This window comes from Nocardia sp. NPDC127606 (assembly GCF_042671725.1).
GTDB lineage: Bacteria > Actinomycetota > Actinomycetes > Mycobacteriales > Mycobacteriaceae > Nocardia.
This window is the reverse complement of the sequence record NZ_JBHXWQ010000002.1, coordinates 1,058,039-1,073,829: the sequence shown is the minus strand read 5'-3', so window position 1 is coordinate 1,073,829 and position 15,791 is coordinate 1,058,039. Positions and strand designations below refer to the sequence as shown.

Genomic DNA, 15,791 nt, shown 5'->3' with positions numbered 1-15,791 from the left:
TCCCAGAGACCCGCCTTCGCCACCGGTGTTCCTCCTGATATCTGCGCATTTCACCGCTACACCAGGAATTCCAGTCTCCCCTGAAGTACTCTAGTCTGCCCGTATCCCCTGCAAGCTTAAGGTTGAGCCCCAAGTTTTCACAGAAGACGCGACGAACCGCCTACAAGCTCTTTACGCCCAGTAATTCCGGACAACGCTCGCACCCTACGTATTACCGCGGCTGCTGGCACGTAGTTGGCCGGTGCTTCTTCTACAGGTACCGTCACTTGCGCTTCGTCCCTGTCGAAAGGGGTTTACAACCCGAAGGCCGTCATCCCCCACGCGGCGTCGCTGCATCAGGCTTTCGCCCATTGTGCAATATTCCCCACTGCTGCCTCCCGTAGGAGTCTGGGCCGTGTCTCAGTCCCAGTGTGGCCGGTCACCCTCTCAGGTCGGCTACCCGTCGTCGCCTTGGTAGGCCGTTACCCCACCAACAAGCTGATAGGCCGCGGGCCCATCCTGTACCGATAAATCTTTCCACCCGAGAACATGCATTCTCGGGTCATATCCGGTATTAGACCCAGTTTCCCAGGCTTATCCCGAAGTACAGGGCAGATCACCCACGTGTTACTCACCCGTTCGCCGCTCGTGTACCCCGAAGGGCCTTACCGCTCGACTTGCATGTGTTAAGCACGCCGCCAGCGTTCGTCCTGAGCCAGGATCAAACTCTCCGTTGAAGACTCTTAACTCATGCCCGAAGACACAAATCAGAAATATCTAAACTAGAGTCCGAAAACCTAGCAAAGCCAAACACCAGCAAAAAGATTCGCTGTTGTTTTTCAATGTCCAACCTTCCACGACCGGGGGGTACGCGAAGGCTGGAACCAATATAAATATTGGCACTGACATTCATCGACACACTATTGAGTTCTCAAAGAACACACGCACACACTTCTACCCACAACTTCTCGTAGGGGTTTCGGTGAGGCAAGAGTTCAAACTTAGCTCATGGCCAACCCCGGAAGCAAGTTCCGAAGTATGTAACCCTGAACACATGATCAGTCAGGCGCTCAACATCCTACCTCGTGTCCCAGCCAGTGGCTGAGTCGGTGTCCGTGTCGCTCTGACTCGAATAAAGTTACGTGCCGACCAACGCGAAGTCAAATCGGCTGGTCAGCGGCCTATTTTGGCGCATCTACCCGTTCGACCTGTCCCCCGAGCGCCTGCATCTGCTCGACGAACCTCGGGTAGCCGCGATCGATGTGATAGACGTCGTGCACTTCGGTGACACCGTCGGCGACGAGGCCGGCGAGCACCAGACCCGCACCCGCGCGGATGTCGGAGGACCAGACCGGCGCACTCGACAGCCGCGGGATCCCACGCACCACCGCGTGGTGACCGTCGGTGCGGGCATCGGAGCCGAGCCGGATCATCTCCTCCACGAAACGGAACCGCGCCTCGAAGACGTTCTCGGTGATCATCGAAGTGCCGTCGGCGATGGCGGCCAGGCCGATCGCCATCGGCTGCAGGTCGGTCGGGAAACCGGGGAACGGAAGCGTCGCGAAGTTCACCGCACGCGGACGTTCGGCCTGCACCACCCGGAAGCCGTTGGGCTCGTAGGAGATTCGCGCACCGGCCGAGCGCAGCTTGTCCAGCACCAGGGCGAGGTGCTTGGGGTTGACCCCCGTGACACGGACGTCGCCCGTGGTCATCGCGGCGGCGATACCCCAGGTGGCGGCGACGATACGGTCACCGATCACCCGGTGCGTGGTGGGCGAGAGGCTCTTGACGCCCTGCACGGTGAGCACGGAGGAACCGGCACCGTCGATCTGCGCACCCATCTGGACGAGCATGGTGCACAGGTCGACGATGTCGGGCTCACGCGCCGCGTTGTCGATGACCGTCTCCCCCTCGGCCAGGACCGCGGCCATCAGGATGTTCTCGGTCGCGCCCACCGACGGGAAGTCGAGGCGGATCCGCGCGCCCTGCAGCTGTTCGGCCGACGCCACGACGCAACCGTGCTCGATCGCACTGGTCGCGCCGAGCAGACGTAGCCCCGCCTGGTGCATGTCGAGGGGGCGCGAACCGATCGCGTCACCACCGGGTAGCGCCACCACGGCACGTTTGCAGCGCGCCATCAGCGGACCGAGCACACACACCGAAGCGCGGAACTGGGTCACCGCGGGGAAATCCGCGTGGTACTTGGGTTCGGCGGGGGTATCGATGGTCACCACCGAGTTGTCACCGCCGACATCGTCGGAGATCGTCACGTCGCAACCGAGGCCGCGCAGCACCTCCGCCATCAAGGGGACATCGAGGATGTCCGGGCAGTTGGTGATGGTGGTCGTGCCCTCGGCCAGCAACGAGGCAGCCATCAGCTTCAGCACGCTGTTCTTCGCGCCGCCGACCGCGACCTCGCCGACGAGTCGATTGCCGCCGGAGACCAGAAACCGTTCGCTCACCACGCCAGCTTATCGACCGTCATGCGACGACACGCCCCCCTGCCACGAAAGAACAAGAAACCGACCGATTCTCCGCGCCGGAGAGTCGCTTTCAGCGTGGCAGCCCGCCGCCGGGCTGCCACAGGACATCGCCGGCGGGATTGGTCGCCCGGCTGAGGATGAACAGCAGGTCCGAGAGTCGGTTCAGGTATTTCGCGGGCAGCACACCGGTGTCGTCAGGGTGCGCTTCCACGGCCGCCCACGCCGATCGCTCGGCGCGGCGCACCACGGTGCGGGCTGTGTGCAACAACGCAGCCAACGGCGTGCCGCCGGGCAGGATGAACGAATTCAGCGGTGCCAGACCGTCGTTGAACTCGTCGCACCACTTCTCCAGCCGGTCGATATAGGGCTGGGTGATGCGCAGCGGCGGGTACTTCGGGTCGGCGACAACCGGGGTGGACAGATCGGCGCCCGCGTCGAACAGATCGTTCTGGATCTGGCGCAGCACCGCCAGCACAGCCGGCTCGGGCGCACCGAGCGCGACAGCGACACCGAGGGCCGCGTTCGCCTCGTCACAGTCGGCGTAGGCGATCAGCCGGGGATCGTTCTTGGCGACGCGGGAGAAATCGCTGAGACCGGTCGTACCGTCGTCACCCGTGCGGGTATAGATCCGGGTCAGGTGCACACTCACGACGGGCCTCCACGAGTACGGCGGGCGCGATCGGACGGTCGCGACTCCACCCAGGACAGAAAAGCCGCCATCGAACCGCGGTCGAGCGCGAGCTCGAAACTGCTGTGCGGATCGGTGACGGCTACCACCACGATGTCATCGCTCATGATGTCGAATTCGTCGCCCTGCGGCGCTCGGCGCTCGACGATCTCGAGGCCCTGCCGATGCACCGTGGAATCAGGTCCGAATTTCAGGCTGGTCAATTTGAAGAAGACGAGGCGATCCTCGTCGTAGCGAATGAGCCCGTGCCGCCAGCCTTGGCCGCCGCGCGCGGGCAGTGAACGTAGGAGTGCGGCCGTGCCCCCGCGGCGCAGCATCACCAGGCGATAGGTCGACGCACCGGCTACGAACACGAGCGTCAGCACCAGAATGATCAGGAGAACCATCCCGGTTTGCAATGCCGTACGCCCTTTCGCTCTAGCCGGTGTCAAAGACACCCCCGCCCAGACATTCAATCACGCCCACTACGCGGCGCTCCGGCCGGATCGTCTATCCCCACGAAAAGGCGGTGCAAACAACTCTGCCGGCGAGGAACCGAAGTTCCTCGCCGGCAGAGAGTCGTACTACTGCGATCAGTCGGTCACGGTCGCTTCGACCGCACGCACCTGGCCCTTGGCCGCGCGCAGCTCCACCTCGGTGGCGCTCGCGTCGGCCAGCACCTTGCGTGCCGCGTCGACGTCGACCTCGCCCGCGAGTTCCGCGGACTCGGCCAGCACACGCACGGTGTCGGCGGTGACCGAGAAGAAGCCGCCGTGCACCGCGGCGACGATCCGCTCGCCGTCGGTCGACACGATGGAAACCGTGCCGCCCTCGACGAGCTGACCGAGCAGCGGCTCGTGGCCTGCCATGATGCCGATCTGACCTTCGGTGGTCTGCGCGCTGACGAACGAAGCCTGGCCGGACCAGAGCTTGCGTTCGACAGCTACGAGATCAACTGTCATCTCCGCCATAGTGGACTACTTCCCGAGGATCTTCTTCGCGGCTGCCTCGACGTCGTCGAGACCACCGCAGGAGTTGAACGCCTGCTCCGGGTAGTGGTCGAACTCGCCCTTGCAGACACGGTCGAAGTCGTCGATGGTCTGTTCCAGCGGAACGACCGAGCCGACCTGGCCGGTGAACTTCTCCGCGACGATGAAGTTCTGACCGAGGAACTTCTCCAGGCGACGGGCGCGACCGACGAGGACCTTGTCCTCTTCGGAGAGCTCGTCCATGCCGAGGATGGCGATGATGTCCTGCAGTTCCTTGTACTTCTGCAGGATCCGCTTGACCTCGTTGGCAACCCGGAAGTGGCGCTCGCCGACGATCGAAGCCTCGAGGATACGAGAGGTCGAGGTCAGCGGGTCGACGGCCGGGTAGATGCCCTTCTGCGAGATCGGGCGCGAAAGCTCGGTCGTCGCATCCAGGTGGGCGAAGGTGGTCGCCGGCGCCGGGTCGGTGTAGTCGTCGGCGGGGACGTAGATCGCCTGCAGCGAGGTGATCGAGCGACCCTTGGTCGAGGTGATGCGCTCCTGGAGCTGACCCATCTCGTCCGCCAGCGTCGGCTGGTAACCCACGGCCGAAGGCATGCGACCCAGCAGGGTCGAGACCTCGGAACCGGCCTGGGTGAAACGGAAGATGTTGTCGATGAAGAGCAGCACGTCCTGGTGCTGGACATCGCGGAAGTACTCCGCCATGGTCAGCGCCGACAGGGCGACGCGCATACGCGTGCCCGGCGGCTCGTCCATCTGGCCGAAGACGAGGGCGGTGTCCGGAAGGACGCCCATCTCTTCCATTTCCAGACGGAGGTCGGTGCCCTCACGAGTACGCTCACCGACGCCCGCGAACACCGAGGTGCCCGAGAACTCGCGAGCGATACGGGTGATCATCTCCTGGATCAGCACGGTCTTGCCGACACCGGCACCACCGAACAGACCGATCTTGCCGCCCTTGACGTACGGGGTCAGCAGGTCGATGACCTTGACGCCGGTCTCGAGGATCTCGGTCTTGCCCTCGAGCTGGTCGAAGCTCGGCGGCTGACGGTGGATCCCCCACTGCTCGCCGTCCCGGCCGAGGCCGGGGGTGTCGAGGCAGTCACCGAGGGCGTTGAACACGTGGCCCTTGACGATGTCGCCGACGGGCACCGAGATCGGCTTGCCGGTGTCGGTGACAGTCGCGCCACGGACCAGGCCGTCGGTCGGCTGCATCGAGATGGTGCGCACGATGTTGTCGCCGAGGTGCTGAGCGACCTCGAGGGTGAGGGTCTTGGCCACCGACGGGAGTTCGATGTCGGAGTTCAGAGCATTGAAGAGCTCGGGGATGGCGCCACGCGGGAACTCGACGTCCACGACGGGGCCGATGACACGGACGACGCGACCAGCGGTTTCGCCCGCCTTCTTCGCGTTGTCCTGAGTGACAGCTGCGGTCATTAGATTGGTTCTCTTCCTGCGCTTCTTAGTCGCGGTCCGAGCTCGACGCCAGCGCATTGACGCCGCCGACGATTTCGCTGATTTCCTGCGTGATCTGGGCCTGACGCACCGAGTTCGCCTCGCGCTGGAGCACATTGGCCAGCTCGTTGGCGTTATCGGTCGCCGCCTTCATTGCGGTGCGCCGAGCCGCGGACTCGGATGCCGCTGCCTCGAGCAACGATGCGTAGATACGCGTGTTGATGTACTTGGGCAGCAGAGCCCCGAGCAGCACATCGGCGTCCGGCTCGAACTCGTACTGTGCCGTGGCCACCACGTTCGGCGAGTCCGACATGATGTCGTCGCCGAGCTCGTAGTTCTCGTCGACGTAGCTGACCTGGATCGGCGCCAGGCGGCGCACCTCCGGGTTCTGGGTCAGCATCGACACGAACTTGGTGTACACGATGTGCAGCTCGTCGACACCCTCGATGGTTCCGGTTTCGTCCAGCGAGGGGACCTCGCCGTCGGAGCCGGCCATGAAGGCCTCGACCAGGTGCTTGCACGCGGCCGACGCGTCGGTGTACTTGGGCTGCTGAGAGAAGCCGAACCACGACGCCTGGAACGGACGGTTGCGGAACTTGTAGTACGTGATGCCCTTGCTGCCCATCACGTACAGAACGGGTTCCTTGCCGTCGCCACGCAACGAGGTCATGAGCTCCTCGGCACGCTTGAGCACGTTCGAGTTGTAGCCACCACACATACCGCTGTCACTGGTGATCACCAGGACAGCAGCCCGACGAGCGTTGGGACGCTCGGTCAGCAGCGGGTGCGACAGGTTCTTCGAAGCGCTCGCCAGTTCGCCGAGGACCTTGGTGATCTCCTCGGCGTACGGCTTGGCAGCCGCAACCCTGGCCTGGGCCTTGGAAATTCGCGAGGTCGCGATCAGTTCCTGAGCCTTGGTGATCTTCTTGATCGAATTCACACCACGAATGCGGGAGCGCAATTCGCGCAAACTTGCCACTAGCGGTTCACACTCCCTTCATTCGCCAGATCGGAAATTGCCGACATCATGACCCGGCTTACTTGTCGACGTGCTTGCGGGTGACCGACAGCGACTCGACCTCTTCGTGGTCCAGCTCGCCCGCGGCAGCCTCGTTCACGATGCGATTGCCGTTCGAATCGAGGAAGCCCTGCTTGAACTTGTCGGTCTCGGCCTTGATCGCGTCGGCGGCCTCGCCGGCGAGCGGCTTCTTGCCACCCTCGAGCGCGTCGAACGAGCTCTGGGTCGCACCGTGCAGGTACTCGAGCAGCTCGGCGGTGAAGCGACGCACGTCTTCGACGGGCACCGACTCGTAGTAACCGGCGTCGACCAGGAAGATCGAGACGACCTGATCCTCGACCGAGACCGGGGAGTACTGGTCCTGCTTGAGCAGCTCCACCCAGCGGGCACCACGCTCGAGCTGCGCCAGCGACGCGGCGTCGAGGTCGGAGGCGAAGGCGGAGAACGCCTCCAGCTCGCGGTACTGCGCCATTTCCAGACGCAGCGAACCGGCGACCTTCTTCATGGCCTTGGTCTGGGCGGCGCCACCGACACGGGAGACCGAGGTACCGACGTTGATCGCCGGGCGGACGCCCTTGTTGAACAGGTCGGACTCGAGGAAGACCTGGCCGTCGGTGATGGAGATGACGTTGGTCGGGATGAACGCCGAGACGTCGTTGGCCTTGGTCTCGATGATCGGCAGACCGGTCATCGAGCCCGCGCCCATCTCGTCGGACAGCTTCGCGCAACGCTCCAGCAGACGGGAGTGCAGGTAGAAGACGTCACCGGGGTACGCCTCGCGGCCCGGCGGACGACGCAGCAGCAGCGAGATGGCGCGGTACGCCTCGGCCTGCTTGGTCAGGTCGTCGAACACGATGAGGACGTGCTTGCCCTGGTACATCCAGTGCTGGCCGATGGCCGAACCGGTGTACGGAGCCAGCCACTTGAAGCCGGCGGAATCGGAGGCCGGGGCCGCGACGATGGTGGTGTATTCCATCGCGCCGTGCTCCTCGAGCGCGGTCTTGACGCCCGCGATGGTGGAGCCCTTCTGGCCGATCGCGACGTAGATGCAGCGAACCTGCTTGTCGACGTCGCCGGTCTCCCAGTTCGCCTTCTGGTTCAGGATCGCGTCGATCGCGACGGCGGTCTTGCCCGTCTTGCGGTCGCCGATGATCAGCTGACGCTGGCCGCGGCCGATAGCGGTCAGCGCGTCGATCGCGGTGATACCGGTGGCGAGGGGCTCTTCGACCGGCTGACGTTCCAGCACGGACGCGGCCTGCAGCTCCAGCACGCGGCGCTCGTCGGACTCGATCTCGCCCAGGCCGTCGATCGGCTGGCCGAGCGGGTTGACGACGCGACCGAGGAACTTGTCACCCACGGGAACGGAGAGTACGTCGCCGGTGCGACGGACCTGCTGGCCCTCTTCCAGCGAGGCGTACTCGCCGAGGATGACGGCACCGATGTTGGTGTCCTCGAGGTTCAGCGCGACGCCGAGAACCCCGCCGGGGAACTCGAGCAGCTCGTTGGCCATCGCCGAAGGCAGGCCACTGACGTGCGCGATACCGTCGCCGGTATCGGTCACGACGCCGACTTCTTCGATGGAGGTTTCCGGGGTGTAGCTCTGGGTGTAGCTCTCGATCGCGCTACGGATCTCGTCGGAGGAGATCGTCAGCTCCGCCATGTTGTTCCTGCTCTCGCTGTGGTCTCGAATGTCGGGGGTTGGAGTCTGCGTGGTGTCCGTCAGGACAGTGCCCGACGCAGCTTCTCCAGTCGGCCGGTGGCGCTGCCGTCGATCACGTCGTCTCCGACGCGGACGACGACGCCGCTCAGCAGCGTCGGGTCGACCTGCACGTGCACGGTGACCGCCTTGCCGTAGATCCGCCGCAGGGAAGCCGACAGCTTCTCCTTCTGCTGATCGTTCAGCTCGACCGCCGAGTTCACGTGGGCGACGATCTGGTCACGACGGGCCGCCGCCAGATCGGACAGGGCGTCGAAGGCGACGCCGATGTTGTTGGTCCGCAGGCGGGTCACCGCCTGCTCGGCCAGCGCCAGGGTGACCGGCTCGACCTTGCCGTTGAGCAGCCGCTCGACCAGTTCGCGCCGCGCCGAGGCGGGCTTTCCCTGATCGGAGAGTGCCTGCTCCAGCTTCGGGTTGTCGGCGACGATGCGTCCGAGCCGGAACAGCTCGTCCTCCACCGCGTCCTGCCGACCGCCGACGGCGGCAGACTCCAGCAGAGCCTCCTGCCCGAGCAGCACCAGGGTGTCGACCAGGTCGCGGGTGCGTGACCAGTCCTGCGCCACCGCGGTGGTCAGCACTGCCTGCGTAGCAGCGCTGACCTTGCCGCCGAAGACCCGCTCACTGAGTTCAGCGCGCGCCGAACCCGGCACCGAGGCGTCCGCGAGCGCCACACGCAGCGAACGCTGGTCGTCCAGCACGGCGACAACGGCGAACAGTTCCGACCCCGTTGTGGCCGCAACAGTTTCGCTTCCGGTCAGAGCGACCCGAAGCGCCTCGCGAGACCGGGTACTGGCCTCGCGGCTCGCTGCGTACATGCTTCTCACTTTCGCGTCGCTACCTTCCGACCCCGATGGCGTCGGTGTCGTCGAGTTCGCTGAGGAACTTGTCGATCGACGCCGCCTGCTTTGCTTCGTCCGAAACAGACTGACCGATGATCTTCTCGGCCAGGTCGACGGCCGTACGGCCGACCTCGGAACGCAGCTCCGTCAGGATCTGCTGGCGCTGGGCTTCCAGCTGGGAGTGACCGGCGGCGACGATACGGTCGCTTTCGGCCTGGGCATCCGTGCGCATCTGCGCGAGGATCTGCTGACCCTGGGTGCGTGCTTCCTCACGGATGCGCGCGGCCTCGAGCCGGGCGTCGGCCAGCTGCTGCTGATACTGCTGCAGCGTCTGCTGGGCTTCGGCCTGGGCTGCTTCGGCCCTGGCGATACCGCCTTCGATCTTGTCCGTGCGCTCTTCGAGTGTCTTGGTCACACGTGGGATCACGTATTTCCAGAAGAGCACGCCGATGATGACGACGCAGACGATCGACCAGACGATGTCGTACGTTGCGGGAACGAGAGGATTCACATCCTCTCCACCCTCAGCTGCGAGCGTGATGAGTTCGCGCATCGGAATCAGAAGATGAAGCCGGCGACGAGGCCGATCAGCGCCAGGGCCTCGGTGAACGCGATACCGAGGAACATGGTGGTGCGGATCTGGCCGGACAGCTCGGGCTGACGAGCGATGCCCTCGATGGCCTTACCGACGACGATACCCACGCCGATGCCGGGGCCGATCGCGGCCAGACCGTAGCCGATGGCGCCGAAGCCCTTGAAGGTGCTCTCGGTGGTCGCGGCTTCCTGGGCCAGGTAAGCGAGGCTCATGAATCTTTCCCTTTCTGTTGCTCACCCGCCGGTCGGCGTGTGTAGCAGGTTTCCGGTCGTTGGTCAGTCAGGTCAGTGGTCGGCAGCGTGCTGCGACTGGCCGATGTACACGGCCGTCAGCAGCGCGAAAACGTAGGCCTGCAGGAAGATCACCAGCAGCTCGAAGAGCGTGAAGCCGATGCCGGCCAGCAGCGAGAACGGCGAGAAGATCTTCATCCACGCGGCGGCGTCGAACAGGAAGAACCAGGTCGCGCTGAAGAACAGCACCAGCATGATGTGGCCGGCCAGCATGTTGGCCAACAAACGCACGGTGAGCGTGAACGGACGCAGGATGAAGGTCGAGATGAACTCGATCGGGATCAGCAGCACGTGCAGCGCGATCGGCACGTCGGGCACGATGATGCTGTGGCGGATGTAGGAGAAGAACCCGTACTTCCGGATGCCGACGTAGTTGTAGGCGATGTAGACGATCGCGGCCAGGACCAGCGGCATGCCGATGCGCGCATTGGACGAGATGTTCAACCCGGGAATCACGCCGGAGAAGTTCAGGAACAGAACCGTGAAGAAGATCGTCGCGATCAGCGGGAGGAACTTCTTGCCGGTTTCCTTACCGAGCACCTCGTCGGCGATCTGCTCCTTGACGAAAACCACACCGGCTTCCATCACGTTCTGCAGGCCGCGGGGCACGATCTTCGGTGACCGGAAAGCCAGCACGAAGACGGCCACCAGAACGGCGGTCATCAATAGGCGGACCAGCATCAGGCGATCGAGTTCGAACGGCGTCCCCGCGAACAGCACTGCTGGAGGGTAGAAGTCGGACAGCGATGGCGCGTGAAACTCGCCCGCCGCCAAAGTGATGACGCTCAGCGTTCTCTCCCGTGTTCGGGCCGCGGGTACGACGGTCATTCCCGCGGTTCGATCGGACATTGACGATCAATGGGGGTCGACTCTGGTCGGCTCGAAATTCGACAGCCGCTTGTACGGTGTAACCCGTACAGCTACTGATCGGGCGTCGGCGACATCGTCGACATGCTTCAACCGGATACATTTCACCCGGATCGGCAGTAAGCATAGCGGCACCGGGTGGGATCTCGATGATCCCCCCTGGTAACTCGAGGCAATGCCCCGAGTTTGTCGGGCCTAGCCTCTAGCTTGGGTGCTTGCTTACCAACACTTTACCAAGCTATCTACGACAGTGTGTAGCTGGGTGGGATTATTCCTGCTCGGAAGCCGTTTCGCTGTCTCCCGCGCGTGTCGTGACGTACGGAACCTTCTGGCTCACAACGCCGTACGTCTCGGCACCGAGGACGATCAGCAGGGCTCCTACCACCGTAAAGAACAGTGCGGGCCCGCTGTAGAAGTCGAACTGCTTGAGCACCACGATCACCAGCAGCGCCACCAGCAACTTGCCGACCCAGCTGACCAGCATCACCGCACCTGCCATGGTCGGCGGCAGCTTCGCGCCGAGCAGCACCGCGACGACCGTGGTGAGGATGAACCCACCACCGATCGCGGCACCGAGCAGCGCGCCCCACAGACCGGGCATCCCGGCCACCGCGGAGGCGATCGCCACCGAGACGACGACGAGCACGCCGAGGCCGATCAGGCCGTAGCGCAGCGCGGCGCGCAGAGGGGCGTCAGGGCCTGGCACGGTTTCGGGTGTAAAGCTCACGGCCCGAACTTTACCTTGCGGGCCGAACTCAGTGCTGCGTCGACTCCGACCTGCGCACGGATGGGATCGCGGTCACTACCAGCGCGAACACCAATCCGCCTGCCACCAGCAGGACAACAAGACGCCTATCCATCAGCGAAGTTCCCACCGCGCCGAACGCGAGTACGCCGACCCATAAATAGATCAGCAAGACCACGCGCCGGTGCGAATGCCCGATCTGGAGCAATCGGTGGTGCAGATGCATTTTGTCCGGTGTGGAGAAACTCACGCCGGCGCGCACCCGGCGCACGATCGCCAGCAACAGGTCGAGCACCGGAATGAACATCACCGCGCCGACCAGCAACAGCGGCGACAGCAAACCGACAATGTCGCGCGGACCGTAACCCTGCAGCGGAATTCGGCCGGAGGCGCCGGTGGATACCGCGGCCAAGATCAAACCGATCATCATCGAGCCGGTATCGCCCATGAATATTCGGGCGGGCGAGAAATTGTGCGGCAGAAATCCGAGGCAGGCGCCGGCCAGCGCGGCGGCCAGCAACGCGGGCGGATAGGTGTCGACCGAACCGCCCTGGTCGTAGAGCAAACCGATGGAGAACACGAAAACCGCGCTGGCGCAGATCAAACCGAGACCGGCGGCGAGGCCGTCCAAACCGTCGACGAAGTTCATCGCATTCACCAGGGTGACGGTGATGCCCACGGTGACCAGGCCGCCCTGCAACGCGTCGAGCACAACAGTGGTGTCGTTGAAGGGGTTGTAGATCACGTACCAGCTCAGGCCCATCACGGCCATCACGCCCGCCGCGGTGATCTGACCGACGAATTTGGTGAGCGCGTCCAAGCCCCACCGGTCGTCGACGATGCCGACCAGCACGATGATCGTCGCGGCGACCAGCACTGCCGGGATATCCGGGGCGTAGTCGAAACCTCTTCGCAGCGCGGGCAATTGGTGCGCGAACAACACCGCGGCCACGACGCCGACATACATGCCGACACCACCCATCCGCGGCACCGGCTTCACGTGCACATCACGCTCACGTGGCACCGCCACCGCGCCGAACGCGATGGCGAGCACCCGCACACCTCCGGTGGCCAGGAAAGTCACCGTGGCGGAGACGAGCAGCACGAGCAGTAGCTCGCGCAGGGGAACGACTGAACTCATCAGCGGCGTGCGATCACCGCTGTGCGGAACTGATCAGGGCTTCCGGCACCATCCCGAGCACCTCCGCGATATCGGCCACCGACACAGCACCCTCCCGCAACACCCGCGGCTGATCCGCGGTGAGATCGACGATCGTCGAGGCCACGGCATGTTCGGCCGGACCGCCGTCGAGATACACGCTCGCCAGCGACCCCAGCTGCTCGCGCGCCTGCTCGGCAGTGGTCGCGGGCGGCTGCCCCGACACATTGGCGCTCGACACCGCCAGCGGCCCGACCTCACGCAACAACTCCAGCGCCACCGGATGCAACGGCATCCGCAGCATCACGGTGCCACGGGTATCGCCGAGATCCCACGCGAGCGAAGGCGCGGCCTGCACAACAAGACTCAGCGCACCGGGCCAGAACGCGCGGATCAGCTCCCGCGCCTGCGGCCGCACCGAGAAAACCAGCCCGTCGATCGTGTGCCACGACCCGACGAGTACCGGCACCGGCATATCGCGCCCACGCCGCTTGGCGGCCAGCAGATCACTCACCGCGGCGGAATCGAACGCGTCGGCGGCGAGGCCGTAGAGCGTGTCGGTCGGCATCACGACAAGACGACCGGACTTCAACGCGCTGGTAGCCGCCGTAATACCCGCGGCCCGCGAGTCGCTCTCGGCACAGTCATAGACGGTACTCACGCTGTTCCGCCTCTCCGAATATTTAGCCGGTCTTAGGTGCGGCAAGAGTGTAGCTCTCGAGCCGACGGCCGGATGTAGGGGGACTTTTTGGCCGTACCCGGCGAGCTACCCCTGCGCGTGTGAGATCGGCCGTCGTCTCCGATGCTCGGAGTGTGCTGGGTCGTACGGGTGCTCGTTCGACCATGCGATTCGACGGCGTTCGGTGTTTGCCGGTCACCACCGGCAGCCGCGACGGACAGCAGGCGCCACCGTCGCACTCGGTCGCGGTCAGGGGGTGGCGGTGCGGGCGACGACGAAGCGGGGCTTGTCGGCGAGATCGGCGTGTTCGACGATGTCGGTGAAGTCGGCTGCCGCGAGCAGAGCCGCCACTCCCCCGCCGTTGGTGTCGTCGTGCTCGATGGCGGTCGCACCACCGGGGCGTAGCAGGCGGGCGATGGAGGGGACCATCCCTCGAATGACGTCGAGGCCGTCCCGACCGCCGAAGAGGGCGCGGTGGGGGTCGTGGTCGGCGACCTCGGGATCGAGGATCGCGGCTTCGGGGATGTAGGGCGGGTTGGCGACCACCAGGTCGACACGGCCCGTCAGCGACGCGAGCAGGGCCGGGTCGGTGACGTCGTCGGCATAGAGGGTGATCGGGGTGTCACCCTCGGCGATGCGGGCATCGGCGTTGCGGCGGGCCCAGACGAGGGCGTCGGGGTCGAGCTCGACGGCGTGGACGTCGGCGTCGGGGCGGGCGTGGGCGATGGCCAAGGCCAGTGCGCCCGAGCCTGTGCACAGGTCGACGACGATCGGCGCGTGGTCGTGCGGCAGGGTCGCGAGGTAGGCCAGCGCCCACGCGAACAGCAGCTCCGTCTCCGGGCGCGGAACGAACACACCGGGGCCGACGGCGAGGTCGATCTCGCCCATCGCCGCCGTTCCGGTCAAGTGCTGCAAGGGAATTCGCGCTGCCCGCTGCTCGATCAGCGCGCGGTACCGGTCGGCGACGTCGGGCTCGACCATCGGGATCAGCGCCAGCCGCATGCGCTCGGTGCCGAGCACATAGGCGGCCAGGTTCTCCGCGTCGGGCATCGGCGAACCGACACCCGCCTCGGCCAGCCGGGCGGCGGCTTCGACGATCAGCGGACGCAATCGGAGCCGCTCGGTCACCGTGTCGGCCCTCGGCTGCCCCGCGTGGTCACGCGAGCCGCGTCGTCAGCGCGCTGACGGCTCATGCCGATTACTCGGCAGCCATTCGCGCGTCGCGGTCGGCCTTGCCGAGCGCGTCGAGCAGCGGGTCGAGGTCACCGTCGAGAACGGCGTCCAGATTGTGTGACTTGAACCCGATGCGATGGTCGGCGATCCGGTTCTCCGGGAAGTTGTAGGTGCGGATCCGCTCGGAGCGGTCGACCGTACGGATCTGGCTGGCGCGACCGGCCGCGGCTTCCTGGTCGGCCTGCTCCTCGGCGAGTGCTTGCAGCCGGGCGGCGAGCACCTGCATGGCGCGCGCCTTGTTCTGCAGCTGGGAGCGTTCGTTCTGGCAGGTCACCACGATGCCCGAGGGCAGGTGGGTGATGCGGACCGCGGAGTCGGTGGTGTTGACGCCCTGGCCGCCCTTGCCGGAGGACCGGTAGACGTCGATGCGCAGGTCGGTCTCGTCGATCTGCACCTGCTCGACCTCGTCGGGCTCGGGGTAGATCAGTACGCCCGCGGCCGAGGTGTGAATGCGGCCCTGCGATTCGGTCACCGGCACACGCTGCACCCGGTGCACCCCGCCCTCGAACTTGAATCGCGACCACACTCCGTCGCGCGCGGCGTCCTTGCTCTTGATCGACAGCGTCGCGTCCTTGTATCCGCCCAGGTCGGAATAGGTGACGTCGAGCGTCTCCACCTTCCAGCCGTGCCGCTCGGCGTACCGGATGTACATGCGCGCCAGATCGGCGGCGAACAGCGCGGATTCCTCGCCGCCCTCGCCGGACTTCACCTCGAGCACCACGTCGTCCCCGTCGTGCGGGTCGCGAGGGGCGAGCAGGTCGGCAAGAGCCTGCTCCAGCTCCACCAGCTGGGTCTCCAGCCCGGGCACCTCCGCGGCGAACGAGGCGTCGTCGGAGGCCAGCTCGCGGGCGGCTTCGAGGTCGTCACGCACGGTCTCGAGCTTGCGATAGGTGCTCATCACCGGCGCCAGCTCGGCGAACCGCTTGCCCACCCGTCGCGCCGCACCCGCGTCGTTGTGCAACGACGGATCGGCGAGCTGCATCTCCAGGCCCGCGTACTCGGCCAGGATGTCGTCGATAGCGGACGGCTGCGTCACAGAGAGTTCCTTATGGTGTGGAAAGCGATTACCTCGGGCA

General features: G+C 65.2%; 16 protein-coding genes and 1 rRNA gene. All 17 read right to left on the bottom strand.

Going from position 1 to position 15,791, the window contains the following annotated elements; genetic code table 11:
• A 16S ribosomal RNA gene (locus ACFVJ5_RS15620) occupies positions 1 to 716 on the bottom strand; the annotation flags it as partial.
• Positions 717 to 1,160: 444 nt separating this feature from the next.
• Positions 1,161 to 2,441: a UDP-N-acetylglucosamine 1-carboxyvinyltransferase gene (gene murA, locus ACFVJ5_RS15615; protein WP_056819138.1), complete on the bottom strand. Its 1,281-nt coding sequence runs from the start codon at positions 2,439 to 2,441 to the stop codon at positions 1,161 to 1,163.
• Between the two features lie 91 nt (positions 2,442 to 2,532).
• Complete coding sequence (locus ACFVJ5_RS15610) at positions 2,533 to 3,111, bottom strand: cob(I)yrinic acid a,c-diamide adenosyltransferase (RefSeq protein ID WP_379220599.1); 579 nt, start codon at positions 3,109 to 3,111, stop codon at positions 2,533 to 2,535.
• On the bottom strand, positions 3,108 to 3,536 hold the full coding sequence (locus ACFVJ5_RS15605; RefSeq protein WP_211300329.1) for a DUF2550 domain-containing protein: 429 nt from the start codon (positions 3,534 to 3,536) through the stop codon (positions 3,108 to 3,110). Before ACFVJ5_RS15605 ends, ACFVJ5_RS15610 begins: the two co-directional genes overlap by 4 nt.
• A gap of 186 nt (positions 3,537 to 3,722) precedes the next feature.
• Complete coding sequence (locus ACFVJ5_RS15600) at positions 3,723 to 4,100, bottom strand: F0F1 ATP synthase subunit epsilon (RefSeq protein ID WP_379220597.1); 378 nt, start codon at positions 4,098 to 4,100, stop codon at positions 3,723 to 3,725.
• Between the two features lie 6 nt (positions 4,101 to 4,106).
• Positions 4,107 to 5,555, bottom strand: a complete 1,449-nt coding sequence (gene atpD, locus ACFVJ5_RS15595) for a F0F1 ATP synthase subunit beta (protein ID WP_056817894.1) — start codon at positions 5,553 to 5,555, stop codon at positions 4,107 to 4,109.
• Positions 5,556 to 5,580: 25 nt separating this feature from the next.
• Positions 5,581 to 6,552 carry a F0F1 ATP synthase subunit gamma gene (locus ACFVJ5_RS15590; RefSeq protein WP_379220595.1) on the bottom strand — a complete coding sequence of 324 codons (972 nt, stop codon included), beginning with the start codon at positions 6,550 to 6,552 and terminating at the stop codon, positions 5,581 to 5,583.
• A 58-nt stretch (positions 6,553 to 6,610) separates the two neighbouring features.
• Positions 6,611 to 8,251 carry a F0F1 ATP synthase subunit alpha gene (gene atpA / locus ACFVJ5_RS15585; protein ID WP_379220593.1) on the bottom strand — a complete coding sequence of 547 codons (1,641 nt, stop codon included), beginning with the start codon at positions 8,249 to 8,251 and terminating at the stop codon, positions 6,611 to 6,613.
• Positions 8,252 to 8,310: 59 nt separating this feature from the next.
• Positions 8,311 to 9,123, bottom strand: coding sequence for a F0F1 ATP synthase subunit delta (locus ACFVJ5_RS15580; protein ID WP_379220591.1), 813 nt, complete (start codon positions 9,121 to 9,123; stop codon positions 8,311 to 8,313).
• A gap of 19 nt (positions 9,124 to 9,142) precedes the next feature.
• On the bottom strand, positions 9,143 to 9,700 hold the full coding sequence (locus ACFVJ5_RS15575) for a F0F1 ATP synthase subunit B (protein ID WP_379220589.1): 558 nt from the start codon (positions 9,698 to 9,700) through the stop codon (positions 9,143 to 9,145).
• A gap of 5 nt (positions 9,701 to 9,705) precedes the next feature.
• Positions 9,706 to 9,954, bottom strand: a complete 249-nt coding sequence (locus ACFVJ5_RS15570) for an ATP synthase F0 subunit C (protein WP_056817903.1) — start codon at positions 9,952 to 9,954, stop codon at positions 9,706 to 9,708.
• A 72-nt stretch (positions 9,955 to 10,026) separates the two neighbouring features.
• On the bottom strand, positions 10,027 to 10,881 hold the full coding sequence (gene atpB / locus ACFVJ5_RS15565; RefSeq protein ID WP_379220587.1) for a F0F1 ATP synthase subunit A: 855 nt from the start codon (positions 10,879 to 10,881) through the stop codon (positions 10,027 to 10,029).
• 286 nt (positions 10,882 to 11,167) lie between these two features.
• The gene (locus tag ACFVJ5_RS15560; protein ID WP_378996170.1) at positions 11,168 to 11,626 is read right to left on the bottom strand and encodes a hypothetical protein; all 459 of its coding nucleotides are present in this window, start codon (positions 11,624 to 11,626) and stop codon (positions 11,168 to 11,170) included.
• A gap of 28 nt (positions 11,627 to 11,654) precedes the next feature.
• A complete protein-coding gene (locus ACFVJ5_RS15555) occupies positions 11,655 to 12,785 on the bottom strand; it encodes an MraY family glycosyltransferase (RefSeq protein WP_379220585.1) in 1,131 nt (376 codons plus the stop codon).
• 13 nt (positions 12,786 to 12,798) lie between these two features.
• Positions 12,799 to 13,464 carry an L-threonylcarbamoyladenylate synthase gene (locus ACFVJ5_RS15550; RefSeq protein WP_379220583.1) on the bottom strand — a complete coding sequence of 222 codons (666 nt, stop codon included), beginning with the start codon at positions 13,462 to 13,464 and terminating at the stop codon, positions 12,799 to 12,801.
• A gap of 267 nt (positions 13,465 to 13,731) precedes the next feature.
• The gene (gene prmC / locus ACFVJ5_RS15545; protein ID WP_379220581.1) at positions 13,732 to 14,610 is read right to left on the bottom strand and encodes a peptide chain release factor N(5)-glutamine methyltransferase; all 879 of its coding nucleotides are present in this window, start codon (positions 14,608 to 14,610) and stop codon (positions 13,732 to 13,734) included.
• Between the two features lie 70 nt (positions 14,611 to 14,680).
• On the bottom strand, positions 14,681 to 15,751 hold the full coding sequence (gene prfA / locus ACFVJ5_RS15540; RefSeq protein ID WP_062984459.1) for a peptide chain release factor 1: 1,071 nt from the start codon (positions 15,749 to 15,751) through the stop codon (positions 14,681 to 14,683).
• Between the last annotated feature and the right edge of the window lie 40 nt (positions 15,752 to 15,791).

Coding starts and splice junctions, on each gene's coding strand:
- ACFVJ5_RS15605 (WP_211300329.1), bottom strand. CDS start 3,536: ATGGTTCTCCTGATCATTCTGGTGCTGACGCTCGTGTTCGTAGCCGGT.
- ACFVJ5_RS15600 (WP_379220597.1), bottom strand. CDS start 4,100: ATGGCGGAGATGACAGTTGATCTCGTAGCTGTCGAACGCAAGCTCTGG.
- atpD (WP_056817894.1), bottom strand. CDS start 5,555: ATGACCGCAGCTGTCACTCAGGACAACGCGAAGAAGGCGGGCGAAACC.
- atpA (WP_379220593.1), bottom strand. CDS start 8,251: ATGGCGGAGCTGACGATCTCCTCCGACGAGATCCGTAGCGCGATCGAG.
- ACFVJ5_RS15580 (WP_379220591.1), bottom strand. CDS start 9,123: ATGTACGCAGCGAGCCGCGAGGCCAGTACCCGGTCTCGCGAGGCGCTT.
- ACFVJ5_RS15575 (WP_379220589.1), bottom strand. CDS start 9,700: ATGCGCGAACTCATCACGCTCGCAGCTGAGGGTGGAGAGGATGTGAAT.
- ACFVJ5_RS15570 (WP_056817903.1), bottom strand. CDS start 9,954: ATGAGCCTCGCTTACCTGGCCCAGGAAGCCGCGACCACCGAGAGCACC.
- atpB (WP_379220587.1), bottom strand. CDS start 10,881: ATGTCCGATCGAACCGCGGGAATGACCGTCGTACCCGCGGCCCGAACA.
- ACFVJ5_RS15555 (WP_379220585.1), bottom strand. CDS start 12,785: ATGAGTTCAGTCGTTCCCCTGCGCGAGCTACTGCTCGTGCTGCTCGTC.